This window comes from Corallococcus sp. bb12-1 (genome assembly GCF_026626765.1).
In the GTDB taxonomy this organism is placed as follows: domain Bacteria; phylum Myxococcota; class Myxococcia; order Myxococcales; family Myxococcaceae; genus Corallococcus; species Corallococcus terminator.
Genome location: NZ_JAPNJZ010000001.1, coordinates 470,505 through 489,804 on the forward strand (window position 1 = coordinate 470,505; position 19,300 = coordinate 489,804).

18 protein-coding genes are annotated in these 19,300 nt (G+C 69.9%); 9 read left to right on the forward strand and 9 right to left on the reverse strand.

Features of this window, described 5'->3' with window-relative positions:
- Positions 1-119: 119 nt before the first annotated feature.
- Both OV208_RS01920 and OV208_RS01925 read left to right on the forward strand, forming a co-directional pair.
- Positions 120-1,328 carry an alpha/beta hydrolase family protein gene (locus tag OV208_RS01920; RefSeq protein ID WP_267572061.1) on the forward strand — a complete coding sequence of 403 codons (1,209 nt, stop codon included), beginning with the start codon at positions 120-122 and terminating at the stop codon, positions 1,326-1,328.
- Positions 1,329-1,423: 95 nt separating this feature from the next.
- Positions 1,424-2,098 (forward strand): pentapeptide repeat-containing protein, encoded by a 675-nt coding sequence (locus OV208_RS01925; protein ID WP_267572062.1) that lies wholly within the window; start codon positions 1,424-1,426, stop codon positions 2,096-2,098.
- A gap of 582 nt (positions 2,099-2,680) precedes the next feature.
- On the opposite strand, the gene modC is transcribed toward OV208_RS01925, so the two are convergent.
- The 3 genes from modC to modA are packed head-to-tail and all read right to left on the reverse strand — an operon-like array spanning position 2,681 to position 5,317.
- Entirely contained in the window at positions 2,681-3,751 is a 1,071-nt protein-coding gene (gene modC, locus OV208_RS01930) for a molybdenum ABC transporter ATP-binding protein (protein WP_267572063.1), read from the reverse strand.
- 22 nt (positions 3,752-3,773) lie between these two features.
- Entirely contained in the window at positions 3,774-4,451 is a 678-nt protein-coding gene (modB, locus tag OV208_RS01935) for a molybdate ABC transporter permease subunit (protein ID WP_267572064.1), read from the reverse strand.
- On the reverse strand, positions 4,451-5,317 hold the full coding sequence (modA, locus tag OV208_RS01940; protein ID WP_267572065.1) for a molybdate ABC transporter substrate-binding protein: 867 nt from the start codon (positions 5,315-5,317) through the stop codon (positions 4,451-4,453). The genes modB and modA overlap by 1 nt, the downstream gene beginning before the upstream one ends.
- A 108-nt stretch (positions 5,318-5,425) precedes the next feature.
- Here modA and OV208_RS01945 point away from each other — a divergent pair, with 108 nt between their 5' ends.
- The gene (locus tag OV208_RS01945) at positions 5,426-5,920 is read left to right on the forward strand and encodes a MarR family winged helix-turn-helix transcriptional regulator (RefSeq protein WP_267572066.1); all 495 of its coding nucleotides are present in this window, start codon (positions 5,426-5,428) and stop codon (positions 5,918-5,920) included.
- 1 nt (position 5,921) lies between these two features.
- Here the strand turns inward: OV208_RS01945 and OV208_RS01950 are convergent, their stop codons facing one another.
- Complete coding sequence (locus tag OV208_RS01950; protein ID WP_267572067.1) at positions 5,922-6,560, reverse strand: YdcF family protein; 639 nt, start codon at positions 6,558-6,560, stop codon at positions 5,922-5,924.
- Between the two features lie 247 nt (positions 6,561-6,807).
- Between OV208_RS01950 and OV208_RS01955 the strand changes: the two genes are divergently transcribed.
- The gene (locus tag OV208_RS01955; protein ID WP_267572068.1) at positions 6,808-7,365 is read left to right on the forward strand and encodes a hypothetical protein; all 558 of its coding nucleotides are present in this window, start codon (positions 6,808-6,810) and stop codon (positions 7,363-7,365) included.
- Between the two features lie 13 nt (positions 7,366-7,378).
- Here OV208_RS01955 and OV208_RS01960 read toward each other — a convergent pair whose 3' ends face one another.
- From OV208_RS01960 to OV208_RS01970, 3 genes are all read right to left on the reverse strand, one after another.
- Positions 7,379-8,299, reverse strand: a complete 921-nt coding sequence (locus tag OV208_RS01960; protein ID WP_267572069.1) for an endonuclease/exonuclease/phosphatase family protein — start codon at positions 8,297-8,299, stop codon at positions 7,379-7,381.
- Positions 8,300-8,416: 117 nt separating this feature from the next.
- Positions 8,417-9,049 carry an MXAN_6652 family MXYO-CTERM-anchored protein gene (locus OV208_RS01965; RefSeq protein WP_267572070.1) on the reverse strand — a complete coding sequence of 211 codons (633 nt, stop codon included), beginning with the start codon at positions 9,047-9,049 and terminating at the stop codon, positions 8,417-8,419.
- Positions 9,050-9,169: 120 nt separating this feature from the next.
- Complete coding sequence (locus OV208_RS01970) at positions 9,170-9,886, reverse strand: DUF4336 domain-containing protein (RefSeq protein ID WP_267572071.1); 717 nt, start codon at positions 9,884-9,886, stop codon at positions 9,170-9,172.
- Positions 9,887-9,991: 105 nt separating this feature from the next.
- On the opposite strand from OV208_RS01970, the gene proS reads away from it, so the two are divergent.
- A complete protein-coding gene (proS, locus tag OV208_RS01975) occupies positions 9,992-11,425 on the forward strand; it encodes a proline--tRNA ligase (protein WP_267572072.1) in 1,434 nt (477 codons plus the stop codon).
- Positions 11,426-11,488: 63 nt separating this feature from the next.
- Here the strand turns inward: proS and OV208_RS01980 are convergent, their stop codons facing one another.
- Positions 11,489-12,730, reverse strand: a complete 1,242-nt coding sequence (locus OV208_RS01980) for an adenylate/guanylate cyclase domain-containing protein (protein WP_267572073.1) — start codon at positions 12,728-12,730, stop codon at positions 11,489-11,491.
- A 67-nt stretch (positions 12,731-12,797) separates the two neighbouring features.
- Between OV208_RS01980 and OV208_RS01985 the strand changes: the two genes are divergently transcribed.
- Together OV208_RS01985 and thpR are read left to right on the forward strand one after the other, a co-directional pair.
- Complete coding sequence (locus OV208_RS01985) at positions 12,798-13,322, forward strand: metal-dependent hydrolase (RefSeq protein WP_267572074.1); 525 nt, start codon at positions 12,798-12,800, stop codon at positions 13,320-13,322.
- Positions 13,323-13,353: 31 nt separating this feature from the next.
- A complete protein-coding gene (thpR, locus tag OV208_RS01990) occupies positions 13,354-13,908 on the forward strand; it encodes an RNA 2',3'-cyclic phosphodiesterase (protein ID WP_267572075.1) in 555 nt (184 codons plus the stop codon).
- 13 nt (positions 13,909-13,921) lie between these two features.
- Here thpR and OV208_RS01995 read toward each other — a convergent pair whose 3' ends face one another.
- The gene (locus OV208_RS01995) at positions 13,922-16,123 is read right to left on the reverse strand and encodes a PhnD/SsuA/transferrin family substrate-binding protein (protein ID WP_267572076.1); all 2,202 of its coding nucleotides are present in this window, start codon (positions 16,121-16,123) and stop codon (positions 13,922-13,924) included.
- 269 nt (positions 16,124-16,392) lie between these two features.
- On the opposite strand from OV208_RS01995, the gene OV208_RS02000 reads away from it, so the two are divergent.
- Together OV208_RS02000 and OV208_RS02005 are read left to right on the forward strand one after the other, a co-directional pair.
- Positions 16,393-17,052, forward strand: coding sequence for a YiiX/YebB-like N1pC/P60 family cysteine hydrolase (locus OV208_RS02000; RefSeq protein WP_267572077.1), 660 nt, complete (start codon positions 16,393-16,395; stop codon positions 17,050-17,052).
- Between the two features lie 101 nt (positions 17,053-17,153).
- On the forward strand, positions 17,154-19,277 hold the full coding sequence (locus OV208_RS02005) for a MopE-related protein (protein WP_267572078.1): 2,124 nt from the start codon (positions 17,154-17,156) through the stop codon (positions 19,275-19,277).
- Positions 19,278-19,300 lie beyond the last annotated feature (23 nt).

Sequence of the window (19,300 nt, forward strand, 5' to 3'; positions counted from 1 at the left end):
TGCCCTGTCGCGGGCCCGGGTCCTCGCGGCGCGGTCTTCAGGCAAAGGAGCGAGCGCGACGGCCACCGGGGCAGAACTCGCCACTCCTCTTCGCCGGGCCGGATTGCCAACCTTCGGGGATGAAGCGCTACTTCGAGGATGAGGGGTTCGAGTTCGCCCGCCTGAACCTGCTCGGAGCCGCCTACCGGGGGCTGTCGGACGTGGGCGAGGTGCTCGTCACGCTCGACAGGATTCCGGATGGTGACCGGGAGGCGTGGGTGCGGGAGTTCACCGCGCTGGCGGAGCGACTGGAAGAGCAGGCACATGCCAGCGCCGTCGCCCGACACCACATCAGCGCCCGCTCCGCGTATCTGCGCGCGAGCACCTATTTCGACGAGGCCTCGTCCTGTGCGCTCGGCACGTCGGCTCCGGAGCGCTTCAGCACGCTGTGGCAGCGTCACCGCAAGTGCTGGGATGAAGCCGCCGTGCGCTTCGAGCCGCCCGTGGAACGGGTGGCCATCCCGTACGAGGGCACCCGGCTGGAAGGCTATTTCTTCCGACCGAAGCACGGTGGTGGGGCGCCACGTCCGACGCTCATCCTGAACAACGGCAGCGACGGGCCGGTGACGTCGATGTGGAAGGACGGCGGCGCGGCGGCCGTGGAGCGGGGCTGGAATGCGCTCGCCTTCGACGGGCCGGGTCAGGGCGACGCGCTGCACCGGCAGAAGCTTTCGTTCCTGCCTGACTGGGAGCGGGTCATCACGCCCGTGGTCGACTGGCTGCTCACCTGGCCCGACGTGGATCCACGGCGCATCGTGCTCCAGGGCGTGAGCCAGGCGGGCTACATGGTGCCTCGCGCGGTGGCGTTCGAGCACCGCATCGCCGCCGCGGTCGTGGACCCCGGGGTGCTGAGGGTGGGGGATTCGTGGACCGCGCACCTGCCCCAGGAGATGAGGCAGTTGCTCGACGCCAATGAGCGGGAGGCGTTCGACGGGTCCATGGAGCTGGGCCTGAAGGAGTCGCCTTCGGAGCAGGCCGGGTTGCGGTGGCGCATGGCTCCCTACGGAACGCAATCCCCTTTCGAGGCCTTCAAGGCGGCGGAGGCCATGCGCCTCGACGCGGAGCTCCTCGCGCGGATTGAGTGCCCGGTGCTCATCACGTCCCCTGACCACGAGCAGTTCTGGCCGGGCCAGTCCGAGGAACTCCACGCCGCGTTGGGGTCGTCCACGCTCTCCCGGTTCACCGAGGACGAGGGCGCCGGCGGGCACTGCGAGCCCGCGGCGATGGGGCTGCGTGACGAGCGCGTCTTCGACTGGCTGGAGCACACCCTTCACGCTGGCAGTGCGTGACGGGCGGCCTTCATGCGGGCTGCGACGGTGCCGGGTGCCCGGTATAAGGCCCTCCGCGCATCCGGCATTCCCGCCAGGAAGGACCGTGCTTTTTCGTGACCGTGGAAGAGGACAAGGTGGCCGCGTTGCTGCGGCGGCTCAAGGACGAGGACGCGTTCGAACGGGAGACGTTTGGAGAGCTGGACCTCCAGGGCATCGACCTGGGCGGCAAGGAGTTCTACCGGTGCACCTTCGAGGACTGCCAGTTGCAGGAGGTCCGGTGGAAGGACAGCCTGCTGGAGGCGTGTGGCTTCCGGGGCTGCAACCTCACGCGCGCGAACTTCAACGCCATCCGGCTGCGGGATGTGCGCTTCGAGGGCTCGAAGCTGATGGGCATCGACTGGACGGGCGTGTCCGCGAACCCCGAGGTGAACTTCGAGGAGTGCGCTCTGCCCTACAGCTCGTTCGTGGGGCTCAGCCTCCGGCAGACGTCCTTCGTGCGGTGCGTGGCCCGGGAGGCGAACTTCTTCGACACGGACCTGACGGACGCGGACTTCACCGGGGCGGACCTCACCGGCAGCAACTTCCGGGGCTGCATGCTGACCCGGACCGACTTCTCCGGAGCGACGGGCCTGCTGCTGGACCCCGCACGCAACAAGATGAAGGACACCCGCATCCCGAATGAGACGGCCATGTCCCTGGCCCATTCGCTGGGGATGCTCGTGGAGGGCTACCACGCGAAGCCAACGGGGCGCGGGACCGCGAAGAAGGCGGGGACGAAGCGCGGTTAGGGAGAGCCGCTACGGGGCGTCGGGCACGCTTAGACGCCGTCTCGTGGCCACGTTCCATTGTGCTGGCAGGTCAGCATCGCAGAAGGCGCAGACGAACCACTGCTCCTTCACCAGATTGAGCTCACCGCACTGGGAACAGCGCCGAAAGACAATCTCGTGGGTGAAGCCCGTGGGCCCACCGATGCCTGCTCGGGACAGGGCGTGAGTCACCGCCGTCCAACAGGACGTGTCCGGGCAATACCCTGTCGACTGGTTCGAGACCTCCGACACTTCCCAACCCCGCGCTGTCTTCCGGAAGTGAAGCTCTCCGGCCGCCAGCACCTCCTCGCCTCCTGCACAGGCCACGTGCTCGGACCGACGCGGCGCCAGCCGGAGGCACCCCGAGAGGTCCACGACGTAGGTCGTTCCCTCGTGAACCGCATCCGGCTGACTCTGGAGCCAGCGGTCGAGATCCACAGCCGAGCGGATGGATGCGCCGACAGGCTGCGATGCCACGGCAAGGCGAATCGCCTCGGGCCCGACATACGAGTAAGCCTCCAGCTCCATTCCCCCTCCTCGTGCTGGAAGTGTACCCGTCAGCGCCTACGCCCGTCCCACGAGCCTGCGGCAGGCCGCGGACTTCACCGCGAGGTACACGCGTAGGCCCGGCGCGATGGACAGCTCCCGCACGGCGGCGTGTGTGAGGCGTACCACCCAACGCACGCCTGCCACGTCCACCTGGGTCGCGCACTCGCCCGAGCCAGCGTCCTCCACCTTCGCCACCGTACCTTGCAAGACATTGCGCGCGGAGACGCCGGTCAGTGGGCCGGTGGACAAGAGGATGTCCTCCGCTGGCACCGCGTAGGCGGCCCGGGTGCCAGACGGCAGCTCCGGAACCGTTGGCACCCAGAGCGACAGTCCTTCGTTGATGCGCAGCCTCGCGCCGCCGGAATCGGGATGTTCCAGCGTGCCTTCCAGGATGTTCTCCTCGGGCTCACCGCTGAGCAGGCCTCGCGCGGTCGTGCCCAGCACGGTGTCCGCCGGTCCGACGGCGCGCACCGCGCCTCCGTCCAGGAGCAGGGCCTCGTGGGCCAGCACCCGCGCTTCGCCCAACTGGTGCGTCACGTACAGCAAGGGCACGCGGGCTTCGTCGCGCACGCGCAGCAGGTAGGGCAACACGCGCTCCTTCAGCGCGACATCCAGCGCGGCCAGCGGCTCATCCAGCAACAGCAGCGCGGGATCCGTGGCGAGCGCGCGGGCCAGGGCGACCCGCTGCTTCTCACCTCCTGACAGAGTCACCGGGTAGCGGTGCAGCAGCGGCTCCAACTCCAGCAGATGCACGGCTTCGTCCACGCGCGACGGGCGGCCGGTGCGTGCACCGAAGCGCACGTTCTGCCCAGCGGTGAGGTGCGGGAAGAGCAGCGCATCCTGCGGCACGTAGCCCATGCGTCGGGCCTCGGGCGGAACATCCACGCCCCTGCCGCTGTCGAGCAGCACGCGCCCGTCCACCACCACGCGCCCCGTCGCTCCACGCCGCAAGCCCGCGAGCACTTCCAGCAGGGAGGTCTTCCCGGAGCCCGAACGCCCAAGCACCGCCACGGACGCGGAGGTGAACCGCGCTTCGACCTCCAGCGTGAAGCGAGCCAGCGGCAGGCGCAGCGACAGGTCCATCATGGGCGCATCCGCCAGGACCCCATCACGCCAGCCCTCGCGCACCGCGACGCCGCGTCACGGCCTCCGTCACGTACATGGCCGCGAACGCGAGCACCACCGCCACGCCCGCGAGCTTCATCGCCTCCGCGTCCTGCCCGGTCTGCGTGCGCTGGAAGATGGCCAGCGACAGCGTCTGCGTGCGCCCCGGGATGTTGCCCGCGACCAGCACCGTCGCGCCGAACTCCCCCAGCGCCCGTGAGAACGCGAGCAGCGTGCCCGTGAGCACCCCACGCCACGCAAGCGGCAACGTCACCCGGAAGAAGGCCCGCGTGCGCGTGTCCCCCAACGTGCGCGCCACCGCCACCAGCCTTGGATCCACTTCCTCGAAGCCCGCGCGCGCCGAGCGCACCAGCAGCGGGAACGCCATCACCGCGCTCGCCAGCACCACCGCCTTTGGCGTGAACACCACCTCCACGCCCATCGCGTCCAGCATCCGCCCCAGCACCGAATCCCGCGCCAGCAACTCCAGCAGCACCAGGCCCACCGCCGTCGGGGGCAACACCAGCGGCAGCGCCAGCACCGTCTCCACCACGCCCCGCCCCGGCCCCTTCCAGCGCGCCAGCGCGTACGCCGCCGCCACGCCCGGCACCAGGATGAGCGCCGTGGACAGCGCCGCCACCGCCACCGTGAACAGGACCAGCCCGGCAATCCCCTCCTCCATCACGGCGAACGCTGCCCCTTGCCTGCACCAGGCGCCGCGCGCGCTCCTCCGGCGTCCGGAGCCGCCTGGGGGCCTGGTCCCGCATCGGGCGCGGACCTCGGCTCCAGCCTCCCCGGCGTCACGAGCCTCACCTCCTGGAACCCCCGCTTGCGGAACTCGGCCCGCGCGACGTCCGTCCGGAGGAAGCGCACGAACGCCAACCCTCCCTTCGGCGACTTGCCCTGCGTCAGCGCCGCCGCCGGGTACACGATGCGCGGCGACTCCGCCCCCGGCACATTGAACGCCACGCGCACCTTCTTCGACTGCAGCGCGTCCGTCACGTACACCACCCCCGCGTCCGCCCGCCCCGCCTCCACCGCCGCCAGCACGGCCCGCACATCCACCACCGGCACGACGTTCGGCGCCACGTCCTTCCACACCCCCGCCTGCGTCAGCCACTCCTTCGCGTACACCCCCGCGGGCACCGCCGCCGGCTCCGCCAGCGCCACCCGCCGCAGCCCCTTCAATCCCGCCGCATCCTCCACCTCCACCCGCGAAGCCACCGGCACGATGACCACCAGCCGGTTGGCCAGCAGGTCCACCCGCGACCCCGGCTGCACCAGCCCCGCGCGCTCCAACGCGTCCAGCTTCGCCTCGTCCGCGGACAGGAACGCATCCGCTGGGGCACCCGCCACCACCTGACGTGACAGGTCACTGGAAGCACCGAAGGCGAACCGCACGCGCAGCCCCGTCTCCCTCTGGAACGCGGGGGCGAGCGCCTGGAGCGCATCCGTCGTGCTCGCCGCCGCGAACACCAGCACCTCGTCCTCCGCCCGCACCGCTCCTGCCCACACCGCCACCAGCAGTCCCAGCCACGAAAGTCGCATCCCACGCACCTCCAGAAGGCTTCTCAGCGACAACACACGTACCCTTCAAATGCTCACACCCGAGACTACAGGTTGACCCGCCCCCACCTCGCCGCTAATGAATACTCCGTGTCCCGGAATATCCACAAAGAGGAGGATGAGGTGCTCGCGGAGGATGTCGACCGCATGCAGGAACTGATGTTCTCGCTGGGGCGTCGCCGCTCGCTTCGCGACCCCATCGCCAGCACCTGCGAACAACTTCAGTTCACGCCGCCCCAGGTGCACGCGCTCCTGTGGCTGGGCCTGGACGGGTCGCTCACCATGGGCGAGCTCGCCAAGCGCCTGGGCGTCACCGAGAAGACCGTCACCGGCGTGGTGGACCGCCTGGAGCGCGAAGGCCACCTCCAGCGCGAGCGCGGTGAGACGGACCGGCGCGTGGTGCGCTGCCGCCTCACCGACAAGGGCCGGCAGACGTTCACCAAGCTCGACCGCTCCATGCACCGCGCCATGGGCGTGGTGATGGGCATGCTCGACGCCGAGGACCGTCAGGCCCTCTTCCGCGTGATGGAGAAGGTCCTGCTCAAGCTGGACCAGCCCACGCCGGACGCCCCCAAGGACACCTGAGTCAGGCCGCCTTGCCGTCCGGCGCCCGGGCCAGCAACAGGCCGGGCCGCAGCAGCAGCGCGAACGCTTCGCGCACCGTCCAGTAGCACCGGTCCCACGCGCGCATCCGCCCGGCGATGGGCGCGGGACTCGTGGCCACCTCCCACCCCTCGCGTCGGAAGCACTGCCGCGCGCGCAGCAGGTGGTACGGGTCGGAGACCACCACCACCCGCCGCGCGCCCCGCTCCCGCAGCACCCGCCCGCTAAAGCGCGCGTTGTCGTCCGTCGAGTGGCTCTGCTCCTCCAGCACGCACGCCTCCGCGGGCACGCCCGCCCGCACCATCAGGTCCAACATCACGCGCGCCTCGGACGGCGGATGCACGCCCACGCCGCCGGACAGGAGCAGCCAGGGCGCCACGCCCCGGTGGTACAGCGCCGCCGCCTGCTCCACGCGCGCCACCAGCGCACCGGAGGGCACGCCGCCCGGCAGCACCCGCGCGCCCAGCACCACCAGCGCGTCCGCGGGGCCCGTCTGTTCGCGCCGGCCGAAGCGGTCCACCCACCACGCCAGCCCGAAGACGCCGCCTGTCAGCACGCCCGCGACCACGACCACGCTCCGGCGCAGGTGGCCGGGTCTGGGAAGGAGGGCAAGAGGTCTCACGCGCGACAACCTAGTCCCTACCCCGGGCCTTCCAAACGGACCGGACGAAACCCCGGAGACACGGGCAGCAAGGCAGTGTGTTCGCGATGACACGTCTCCCCACCCGCCCTGGGACCGCGTTCCCGGACGACCGGGTGAATTGTCACGATGCGTATCGCCCGGAGGCAGGCGCGAGGACACAATAGGAAATGACCCGGCCGGGGTCCGAGGCGAACCCGGAGCGGCCGGGGGGCGTGGAGACATACGAATGGATGTCAAAGGCGTCGCGTTCCTGGCTCGGCAGACCCTGGCGGTGCAGTCGTTTGGCGAGGCGGCGTGGAAGGGATTCCTCGCGGAGCAGGCGAAGCGGGACCCCCTCTTCGGGCAGCCCATCATGCCGGTGACACGCATCCCGGCGGACGCCTTCCTGCGGCTCAACGAGGCCTTCACCCAGCGCTTCTATTCGGGTGACACGAAGGCCTACTGGCAATACGGCATCAAGTCGGCGGAGTACGCGCTGGGCCAGGGTCAGCTCAAGACGATGTTCGGCAAGGACGACTTCCGCCGCTTCGCCCTGTTCACGCCCGGCATCTGGAAGGGCTACTTCACCGAGGGCGAGCTGACCGCGCAGCTGCACCAGAACGTCGTCGAGCTGCGCATCACCGGCGTGCCCCGGCCGCACATCTACTTCGAGTACGCCGTGATGGGCTTCGCCGCTGGCGGGCTCGCGTACCTCGGGGGTGGCAAGGAGATCCGCCACGAGGTCCTCAAGGGCTTCAGCAAGGGGGACCAGGAGGTCCTCTACCGCTTCAACCTCCCGGTCTGAGTCCGCGGGCCTTTCAGGGCGCGGCGGCCGCGGCGGTGGTCGTCGCCGCGTCCAGGACGGCTGGGGTCTCCGCCGCGACCTTCGGCCCGGCGGCGGGCTCAAGCCGCAGGTCCGCCACCACCGGGAAGTGGTCGGACGCGCCCACGTCCAGCACGCGGCTGGACACCGGGGTGAACGCGCCGCACGCCATCACGTAGTCGATGCGCAGCGACGGCAGGAACAGCGGCATCGGGTAGGTGCCCTTGCCATCCGCGTGGGTGACCTTCGCCACGTCCTGCAACTGGCGGCGGAGCAGGCGCACCGGCCGCGAATCCGGATCATCGTTCAAGTCACCCATCAGCAGCCGGGGCCGGGGGTCCTTCGCCAGCAGGTTCGCGATGAAGACACTCTGGCGGACGCGCGCGGAGCCGTTGAAGGGCCGGCGGATGAGGTGCGTGGCGTAGACGCTCACCTGCCGCCCGTCCACGTCCAGCACCGCGTGCGCCAGCGTGCGCGGCTCCGCGCCCCGGGGCGTGGGCAACGGGTACTGCGCCAGCGACTCCATCGGATAGCGCGACAGCAGCGCGATGCCGTAGTGGCCGCCGTACAGCTTCGTGGTGCCGAAGTGCGCGCGGTACTTCAGGCCGGTGAGCGCCGACAGCCGCTCCACCTGGTCCTCCCCGCCCGCGCGGGTGGAGCCCACGTCCACTTCCTGCAACGCGACGACGTCCGGCGCCTCCGCGCGGATGACGTCCGCCACCCGCTGGAGGCCCCGCAGGCCGGACTGGATGTTGAAGGTCATCACCCGCAGGGCGCCCGCGTCACGCGCGGCCTTCGGGGCCACGGCGACGGGCGTGACGCCCGAGGAGAGGGTGGGACGCACCACGGGACCGGTGGCACAGGCCAGCGGTCCCGCGACGAGCAACAGGGTCAGGAGGGGGCTCGTTCGAATCAAGGGGCGCGAGGGTACGTCGTCCGTCCTCGCGCTGTCGCCCCACCCCACCGGGCTCGGCCGGGAAGCGGCCGGGCATCCAGGTTCAAGGTGCGATGTTTCGCGACGCTGACCGCGTCTTCAGCTCGCGCGACGGCGACGGCGCGCGGCCAGCACCGCGAACACCGCGCCCAGCAGCGGCGCACCGGCGGTGGCGGAGCAGCCGCCCTCGTCCTTCTGATCATCCGGGTCCGGGACGACAGGATCGGTGCCGCCCGTGATGACCACGTCCAGCGTGGCGTTGGCGTGCGCGTCCCCCGTCGCCTGCGTGTCGCCGTTCACGGAGTTGCCCGCCGCGAACACCTTGAGCGTGCCGTTGGTCGCGGGCGCCACCAGCGAGAAGTCGAAGCGCGCGGTGGTGCCGGTGAAGGCCTTGGGCAGGGAGTGCGTCAGCTCCCCGTTCATCAGCTTCGTGCCGGAGCCCGCGGTCAGCGTCGCGCCCGCCACGCCATCCGTCGCCACGTTCATGCCCGCCTTCACGCCGGGGCCGCCGGTGATGACCAGCGAGTAGTTGCCCGTCTGGCCCGCGGTCAGCGCGGACGGACCCTCCAGCGTCACCGTGGGGGCGCTGGCGCCGCCGCCGTGGCAGCCGGACGCCGTGCACGACACGCTCTGCTTGCCACTGCGCCCGGGCATGCCGGTGGAGTTGGCGGACGCGGAGCCCGCGACAAGGCACACCACGACCGCGCCAACAGACGAAAGAATGGACCGCATGGGACGAACCTCCTGAGGGGGGAAATCAGGGAAGACGAGGAGGTCCCCTTCTAGCGCAGTGCGGCGTGGAGTGCAGCAGGCGACAATTGCATCACCCACCGGGGCAGGGCGTACCAGGACCTACAGCCAGGTGAAGGCGTCGTGCAGGGCCTTCTGGCCGCCGTGCTCCAGGACCTCGCCGTGGCACACCACCACGCGCTCCACGTCCCACTGGAGCGCGCGCTGGAGGGAGGCCCGCGCGGCCTGCCGGTCCTTCGTCAGCACGCGGATGAGGAGGGGGGCCGCGAACCGCTTCCAGACGCGTTCGACCCGCGCGTACAGGCGCAGCTTCCAGGAGTCCGCGTGCTGGTAGTGGAAGACGAGGTCGGTGGCGAGCAGCGTGCGGGAGGGCCGGTGGAAGAAGAGGAACTCCCCCAGTCTGGGCATGCCCCGCACGTGCACCTGGTCCACCGCGGAGGCCCAGCCCGCGTCCGGCGTGTCCCCCAGCTCCAGGTCGATTCGCAGCGCGGGCTTCTTCGCGCGCAGCCCCGGGGGCGCCGCCACGCGCGCGTCCGGAAAGGCGGCGGACCAGTCTGGCAGGTGCAGGTGGTGGTAGAGGTTGGGCGCGACGAGGAAGCGCACCGGCCCCAGGGCCTCCACGGCGGCCCTGCGCTCCGGGGTGAAGGCGACGGGCGAGTGCACCCACAGTCCTCCGTCCGGCAGGCGGAGGACCGTCATGCGCCCGCCCACCTCGATGCCCAGGAAGTTGAACGGCGCGTCCATCACATGGACATCGTCAGCGAGCTTCCGGAGGCCGGTGTCAGGGGGCGTGGGCATGGCGGGTCTGGCTTCAAGCATGGTCAGCGTCTCCGGGACGGGTCCGGGCAAGCTCCGGCGTTGATTTCCGGAACATCCCAGCGTAGGCAACCCCCTCTCTACATCCCCTAGCAAGGTTCCCAGCACATGGCCGACAAGCTCACGCCCCGCGAGAAGGGCTTTTCCGAGTGGTACGTCGATCTGGTCCAGAAGGCGAAGCTCGCTGACTACTCGGACGTGAAGGGCTGCATGGTCATCCGTCCCAACGGCTATGCGCTGTGGGAGAACATCCAGCGGACGCTGGACGCGAAGTTCAAGCAGGTGGGCGTCAAGAACGCCTACTTCCCGCTCCTCATCCCGGAGAGCTACCTCAAGAAGGAAGCGGAGCACGTCGAGGGCTTCAACCCCCAGCTCGCCGTCGTCACGCACGCGGGCGGCCAGAAGCTGGAGGAGCCCTACGTCATCCGACCCACGTCGGAGACCATCATCAACCGCAGCTTCGCGAAGTGGGTGCAGAGCTACCGCGACCTGCCGCTGCTCATCAACCAGTGGGCCAACGTGATGCGCTGGGAGATGCGCACCCGTCTGTTCCTGCGCACCACGGAGTTCCTCTGGCAGGAAGGCCACACCTGTCATGAGACGGAGGACGACGCGGAGAAGATGACCCTCCAGATGCTGGAGGCCTACCGCGAGTTCGCCGAGGACTACATGGCGATGCCCGTGCTGACCGGGCGCAAGACGGAGTCGGAGCGGTTCGCCGGCGCCCTGCGCACGTACAGCATCGAGGCGATGATGCAGGACAAGAAGGCGCTCCAGGCGGGCACCAGCCACAACCTGGGCCAGAACTTCGCCAAGGCCTTCGAGACCAAGTTCCAGGGCCGCGACGGCCGCGAGCACTTCGTGTGGCAGACGTCCTGGGGCGTGTCCACGCGCCTCATCGGCGGGCTCATCCTCACGCACTCGGATGATTCGGGCCTCATCGTGCCGCCGAAGCTCGCGGCCACGCACGTGGTCATCATCCCCATCGCCGGCAAGGCGACGGACGCGGAGAAGACGCAGGTGCTGGAGAAGGCGCACGCGCTGGGCGCGGACCTGCGCAAGCAGGGCCTGGGCGTGGTGGTGGACGACGACGACAGCAAGGGCCCGGGCTTCAAGTACAACGAGCACGAGCTCATCGGCACGTGCGTGCGCATCGAGATTGGCCCCAAGGACCTGGCGAAGAACTCCTGCGTGATGGTCCGCCGCGACCTGAAGCAGAAGGAGTTCGTGCCGCTGGACGAGGCCGTGGCCAAGGCCCAGGCCATGTTGGATCAGATGCAGAAGGACCTGTTCCAGAAGGCGAAGGCCTTCCGCGACGCCAACACCCACGAGGTGAACTCCCTGGAGGAGCTCAAGGCGCGCGCGGACGACGGCTTCCTCTTGGCGCACTGGAACGGCGACGCGAAGGTGGAGGCGCGCATCAAGGAGGAGACGGGCCTCACCACCCGCTGCCGGCCCTTCAACCTGCCGCAGGAGCCGGGCAAGTGCGTGATGACCGGTGAGCCGTCCCCGGGCCGCATCGTGTTCGCCAAGGCGTACTGAAGCCTCCGGACTGGAAACATTCCGCGGGGGCTGGGAGCGGTTGCTCCCGGCCCCTGTTTCGTTTCAGCTCGCGGCGAGCAGGGCGCGCTTCTTCGGCAGGAAGGTGGCCACCGGCTCCGGCTTGCCCTGCACGGGCAGCGGCACGGCGGCCTCGAAGTCGAAGGCGTCCCCGCAGCGCTCGCGCGTGGCGTTGGAGACGAGCACCGGGGCGCCCACCTTCTTCGTGAGCCCCTCGATGCGGCTGGCCAGGTTCACCGCGTCGCCAATGACGGTGTATTCGCGGCGCTGCTCGCTGCCCACGGCTCCCACCACCACGCGCCCGGTGTGCACGCCCACGCCGATGTGGAGGATGGCTTCACCCCGCGCGGCGCGCTCCTGGTTGAGCTTCTCCAGCGCCTCCAGCATGGCCAGCGCGCACGACACCGCGGCGGCCGGGTGCCCGGGCTGCTCCAGGGGCGCGCCGAAGTACGCGAGGATGCCGTCGCCCAGGAACTTGTCCAACGTGCCGCCGTGGCGGAACACCACCTCCACCATGCGGGACAGGTATTCGTTGAGCAGCGTCACCACTTGCGGGCTGTCCATCCGGTCCGACAGCGCGGTGAAGCCTCGGATGTCGGAGAACAGCAGCGTCACCTCGCGGTGCTCGCCGGCCTCGCCGTCGGTGCCCTTCTCGGAGATGCGCCGGGCGACCTCCGGGGAGAAGAAGCGGCCCAGCCGTTCGCGCTGCATCTCCTCGCGCACCACGTCCGTCACCAGCCCCAGCACCGTGCGGCTGATGAAGAAGGCCACCGCGGACGCGAGCGTCATCACCAGCACCATGCCGGGCAGGAACTCCGAGGCGTGCAGGCCCGCGGCCAGCGCCAGGAGCGCCGCCCCCGCGATGCCCAGCAGCGTGGCGGCCATGACGACGATGCGCGACAGCGTCACCATGGACACGACGACCACCAGCACCATGTAGACGCCCATGGTCAGGAGGGCCGCCGTCACCCCGTTCTCGGAGCCGTGGATGGACTGGCTCTGCAGGAAGTAGATGAGCGGCATGTCGATGAGCGCCACGCCCAGCGCGGGCCGCTTCAGCAGCTCCGGCACCCGGCGAGAGACGGCCCACAACACCGCCGCCAGCCCGATGTAGCAACCCAGCATCGTGCGCGACACGCGCCAGTCATCCAGGATGGCCAGGAGCAACCACGCGCCCGTCGCGCCGACGCGCATCAGATTGAGCCAGGCCCCCACGTCGGCGCGCCACTCATCCAGGCGGCTCTTCAGGGCGGCTTCGACATGGGAGCGGTAGAGCAGTGACAGCATGTTTCACGAAACCTACTCCACGGATGGTTCTGCCTCCAGACACCGGCCTGCGTTAGGGTTCCGGCGCATGGCGAGCATCGGGCACGTGGCGGTGGGCATGGCATTGGGGCGCTTCGAAGCAGGAGCGGCCCCCTGGCGGCGGCGGTTGGCGGTGATGGCATTCCTGTCGCTGCTTGCCCTCCTGCCGGACGCGGACGTGGTGGCGTTCGCGCTGCGCATTCCCTACGCGGCGACATGGGGACATCGCGGCGCGTCGCACTCCTTCGTCTTCGCGGGGTTGGTGGCGCTCGCGGTGGCGGGGCTGGCCCGTTTGAAGGGGGAGTCCGGCACGCGCTGGGGTCTGCTGGCACTCATCGCCGTGGGCAGCCACGGCATCCTGGACGCGCTCACCGACGGTGGGCTGGGCGCGGCGCTCTTCTGGCCCTTCTCCAACGCGCGCGTCTTCGCCCCGGTGCGCCCGCTGCCGGTGTCCCCCATTGGCGCGGGGATGCTTTCCGCGCGGGGGCTGTACGTGAGCCTCGTGGAGTTGCTCGTCTTCCTGCCTGCCTGGGCCTACGCGCTGTGGCCGGCCCGGAAGGCGCGCTCGCCCTGAGGGTGACGCAGTCGAAAGGAGGACCACCGCGATGCGCCTGTTCACCGCCGTGACGCTGGGAGACACCCTCACCGCCCGTGCCGAGCAGGGCATCGAGCGCCTGCGCGCCCATGCCCCGGAGGCGAAGTGGGTGAAGCCGGAGGGCGTGCACCTGACGCTGCTGTTCCTGGGGGACGTGGACCCCTCCTGCCTGTCCCTCTTCCACGAAGCGTTGGATCCGGTGGGGCCGCGCCACGCGCCGTTCGTGTTGTCGGTGGGAGGGGGCGGGACGTTCGGCGCGCCGCACCACCCGAGCGTGCTCTGGGCCGACGTGCGCGGGGACATCGTTGCGCTGAAGGCGCTCCAGGCGGATGTGGCCTCCGCGCTGGCGCCCCTGGGCTTCGCCTCCGAGCACCCGGAGTACACCGCGCACCTGACCCTCGCCCGTTCGAAGAAGCCGCACGGGGACGCGGCGCTGGCGGCGTGCGCGCGCCTGCTCGACCAGGAGTCCTGGGGCGAGGGCCGCGTGGACCGGCTGAGCGTGTTCGAAAGCGCGGGCGGCCACTACGCGTCCCGGTGGGAGCTGCCGCTGGGACGCGGGGCCTGAGGCGGTCCGCGCGCTAGCCGGCGCGCATCGACTGCGGATCCGCCACCGGCACCGCGGCGGGCAGCGTGACGGTGAGCAGCGTGCCCCGACCCTCGCGGCTCTCCGCGCGCAGCGTGCCGCCCAGGTCGGTGACGATGGTGTGGCTCACCGACAGCCCCAGGCCGGTGCTGCTGGGCCGCGCGGTGGCGAACGGTTCGAAGATGCGTGCGAGCAGCTCCGGAGGCAGTCCCTTGCCGGAGTCCTGCACCTCCACCACCACCTCGCCGTCCTCGCTGGTGTAGGCCGCGACGCGCAGCACGTTGCGTTCGGCGTCCTGCGGCTCCATGGCCTGCACGGCGTTGAGCAGCAGGTTGAGGAACAACTGGGTGAGGCGCGCCTCGTCCGCGTCCACCGTGGGCAGGTCGTGGAAGTCCCGCTCCAGGCGCGCGCGGTGCTGGAGCTCTCCGCGCAGGAGCTTCAGCGCGTTCTCCAGCACCGGCTGCACGGCCACGCGGGCGCGGTGTTCGGGAGGCTTGCGCGACAGCGTGCGCAGGTCCTGCACGATGTGCTTGAGCCGGGTGGCGCCCTCCACCGTCTCCCCCAGCGCCTCCACGATGTCGTCCACGTCGGCGCGCGGGACGGCCTGCCCGGTGAGCAGCGGCTGCTTCAGCCGGTCCATCTCCTCCCGGATGAAGGAGAGGTTCGCCAGCATGAAGGCCAGCGGGTTGTTCATCTCGTGGCCCACCGCCGCCGCGAGTGACCCCAGCGCGGACAGCCGGTCCGCCTGGAACAGCTTCGCCTCCAGTTGCTTGCGCAGCGTCACGTCGCGCACGAACACGCGCAGGCCCGGCGGGTCCCAGAGCTGCGCGACGGTGAGCTCCCAGTAGCGGCCATCCAGGTGCACCGTGGGCGCGGGCTCGCCCGGGGGCGCCCCGCGCCAGGCCCAGGTGAGCGCCGCGTGCACCAGGGGATGCGTCGGGCCGCGCTCCACCAGGTCCTGGAACGCCACGTGGGTGGCGGGGTTCGCGTACCGCAGCTCCCCGTCCATGCCCAGCTCCAGCAACGGCTCCGGGTGCAGCAGCGGGAAGGACGCCAGCCGGTAGAGCGGATCCTCCAGCGCGCGCAGCCCGGTGACGTCGCGAGCCAGCAGACCCAGGCGGACGCCGGTGTCCCCGGGGGCGGGGGCGCAGGGGGTGATCTCCGCCGCGTAGACGCGCTCTTCGCCGTCCACGGTGAGCCGGTACTCCAGCCGTCCGTCGGAGCCGCCCCGGAGGACGGCGCGGACCAGGGACATGAGCGGCTCGCTCGCCCCGGCGCCCAGGACCTCGTCCAGCTTGCGGCCCCCGGCGCCGCGCACGTCGCGGCCGAAGACGCGGCCCGACGGGGACCACAGGTTCAGAAAGCGCCCTTCGGCGTCCAGTTCGCCCGTCACGTACTCCGCGCCCTGCGCAGGGCGGGGGCTGGAAACGGGAGCGCCGGGGCCCGGAGAGCGCACGAAGCCCTCCACCCGGAAGGGGCCCATGAGCATCTCCAGGCCCGCGCCGTCGGTGTTCATCCGGGTGAGGACGGAGAGCAGCAGCTCCGAGTCCTCGTCCGACAGGCGCTTCGTGAGGATGAGGCCGTCGGCGAGCGTGGAGATGGTGAAGAGAAAGGGCGTGAGCTGGGGCGCGTCCGCTCCCAGGTATGACGTCAGCGTGGCGCGCATGACGTGCGCGTCGGTGTGGTTGGAGAAGATGGCGGCCACATCCGACTCGCCGCGCAGCACCGCGTCCAACGCCTTGCGGTAGGTGCCCAGGAAGCGCTGTTCGGAGAAGAGCGTGTCCGGGCGCAATCCCAATGACTCCAGGTGGCGCACGGGCAGCAGGTGGCCTCCGGTGGAGCGCGGCGCCACCCAGGCCACGCGCTTGCCCTGGAGCGTCTCCAGCGTCAGCGGCGCGTCCGAACGACACACCAGCGCGGAGTGGTAATGCCAACTGCCTGAACGCACCGCGCGAAGCACCGCCCGCGCCTGAGGCTCAAAGGCATTGCACTGCTCGGCGGTCCCCCACGCCATGTCCACGCGGCCCGCCGCCAGCTCCGCCTCCAACGCCTCATAGGTCGGAGACATGGCCATCACCACCGGCCGGCCCAGCCGCTCCGACAAGGCCCGCGCGAACAGCTCCACGCGGACGTGCTCCCTTATCTCTCCCAACGATGGGTAGAGCAGGCAACGGATGGGGGCACTCGACGCGGTCACGGCAGAATCCTCCGGTTTCCCCCCTCTCCCGGCGGCCCCTGCTCCGGGCCTCCGGCTCACGACTTCCGCCACCTTGCCTGAATCCTTACGCCATTGCACATTATTCCTGAATCACTGAAATAAACAGGCTCCCACGGTTTACCACATCTTGACCCAGGGTCGTCAGAGACCAGGGGTACCAGAAGGCGCCGGGCAATGCTGAGAGGGATGGCACCGCGCCTGCAGAGCAGACGTACAGGCGAAGGCAACCGCCTGAAAGGACTGGGAGGATGGCATTGAAAGGCAAGGCACTGTGGCCGGGCGTCGTGGGAGCGGCGGTGCTGGTGTGGTGGGGCGCCCGCGGTGTGGAAGCAGCGCCACACGTGGCGGACAGGACCGGGGTCGGGGCGAAGGTGCGGACGGGGGACATGGTGTTCCAGACGTCGGGCTCGCGGCAGTCGAAAGCCATCCAGGTGGCGACGCGCAGCCCGCTGTCTCACGTCGGGTTGGTGGAGGTGACCCAGCAGGGTGTCTTCGTGGTGGAGGCGGTGCAGCCGGTGAAGCGCACCCCCTTCGAGAAGTGGAAGGCGCGCGGGGTGAAGGGGCGGCTGCTGGTGCTGCGACCCACGGGGGTGGAGGCCGCGGCGAAGGAGCGCGTGGTGGCGGAGGCGAAGCGGCACCTGGGCAAGCCGTACGACACGCTCTTCGGGTGGGGTGACGAGGCGATGTACTGCTCGGAGCTGGTGCGCAAGGCGTACGCGGCGGGCGCGGGGGTGGAGTACGGGAAGATGGAGAAGCTGGGGACGCTGGATGTGGCGGGCCTCAAGCGGGAGATCTCCGAGCGCTACCCGGGCCCGATACCCGTGGACCTGGAGCTGGTGACGCCCGCGAGCCTGGCGGCCGATGCCCGGCTGGAGGTGGTGCACTCGGACTTTCCGAAGGCGCGTTGACCCAGGCCGCGAGGGCGGCGGAAGCCCCCGTTCGTTTCCTGCCAACCTGAATGACAGGCAGGGACTCACACGCGGGGTGAAGGACCGGTAGGGTTGGCCTCATGCGCCACCTTCTTCTGCTGCTGCCCTTGTTCGCCCTCGCGGGTTGTAAGGAGCCCCAGGATGGGGTGAAGGTCACGATCACCTCCACGGGCTTCGTGCCGGGCTGCCTCCGGGTGACGGCCCGGGATGAGGCCAGCCAGGAGACCCGGACCACGGCGCTGGCCGGCAAGGGTGCGCCCTCCGTCGGCGGCAGCGTGCTGGTGGGGGTCGTGCTGCCGGAGGGCTGGGGTACGCAGCTCTCCATCAAGGCCGAGGCGTTCGAGACGCCCTTCGCACCGGGCGAGGACTGCACGGGCAAGGTCGTCACGTCCGGGGACGGGCAGGTCTCCGTCGTGAGAGGCGAAGCGGCGAAGGGCAATCCTCCGGGACTCACGCTGGCGCTGAGCGCCAGCGATGAGGATGGGGATGGCTATGTCCTCGATAACAAGGACGGCACGGGCGGCACCGACTGTGATGACAGGCTGGAGCTGGGAAGGTCCGTCCATCCGGGCGTCGACGAGCGGTGCAACTTCCAGGATGACAACTGCGACGGCGACGATGACCAGACGCACTTCGGGCTGGGAGTCGCTTGCCAGAACGATGGAGGTTGCACGGGGAGGCTCGAGTGCGCGTTCAACAGGGTCGACACCGCGTGCAACGCCCCCGAGCCGGAGCTGGCCTGGGTCGACGCGGATGGCGACAAGGTGGGCAAGGCTGGCGTGGAGGCCACCCCGTTCTGCACGCCAAACACCGTGCCCGACGCGGGCTACGTGTCCTTCAACACGCGCCACGACGACTGCGACGACACGAACGCGAACATCCATCCTTCCGTCACGGAGATCTGCAACGACGTGGATGACAACTGCGATGGCACCCTGAACAACATCCCGCCCGAGAGCTGCCCGATGCCGGGCCCTCAATGCACCGGGATGTGGCAGTGCCAGGGCACCTCCGGGGCCCGGGAGTGCGTCGCCACCGGATCCATTCCTACCTGGTATCCCGACAGCGACCTGGATGGGCGGGGACGCACGGACGCGGGCACGCCTTCGTGCGCTCCCCTGACGGACGCCGGGTACACCCTGGACGGCGGGGACTGTGACGACGGCAATCCGTTCATCTACGCAGCAGCTCCCGAAATTTGCGACGAGCAGGACAACGACTGTGATGGCCTGCCGGATGAAAACCTGGTCTGCGGGCCCACCGGGGCAGGATGGGCGGGTCGGGAGGTTGGCGGGAGCAACAGCCGGAGCTGGTACGGAATCTCACCGTACGCGGACGGAGGCGTCTGGCTTGCGGGCAGCGCCAGCGGCCGTGGGGTGAAAAGACCGGGTGAGGCAGGCTTCACGTTCCTCTCCACGACCTGTGCTGGCAACACCCTCTTCGCGGCATGGGTCAATCCCACGACCGGCAAAGCCTACCTGGGCGGGTTGGCGCGTTACCTGTACATCCAGGAGTCCACCAGCAACAATTGCGAGCCCAATCCCCGTCTCGATCCATCCAACAACAACAACACAGCCATCTACAGCCTGATTGGATTTCCTGAAGCCGGAGATCCGGGCACCGCCCAGATCTTCGGTGTCGCCACCCATGGAAATGGAAACGACGGTCAGGCTTTCCTCTGGACGGGTGCAGACCAGGATGTGTCAGCGCCCATCCTGAACGGCACCACCCTCAAGGGCATCCATGGGCTCTCACCCGCGCTGCTGTTCGCGGTGGGCGCGGAGAGGGCCCCGCCGGCGGACGGACGCATCCTCCGCTATCAGCCCGGCAACCCACCTTCCTGGGGGGCCCCGGTTGAACCCCCAGGCGCCAACGCGCTCAACGCTGTCTGGGTCGTCCATCCGAAACTCGCCTACGCTGTCGGCGACAACGGCACCTTCCTCAAGTGGGATGGGTCGAACTGGGCCGGGGCGCCGAGCCCCTCCAACAACGAGAATCTCACGGGGGTGATTGCCTTTGGCAGCAACGCCATCTACGTGTCGTCCAGGTCGGGCACGTTGTTTCGCTATTACGACAACACATGGCACCCGCATGCCCTGAACGTCCCCCTGAACGCGGTCAATGGCACCCGTCCCGACGACCTCTGGGCGGCCGGAGAGCAGGGCATGGCCTTCCATTACCCGGCCTGGCCCGCGCCTCCGTAGCGCCCGATTCACGGTGGGGCTTC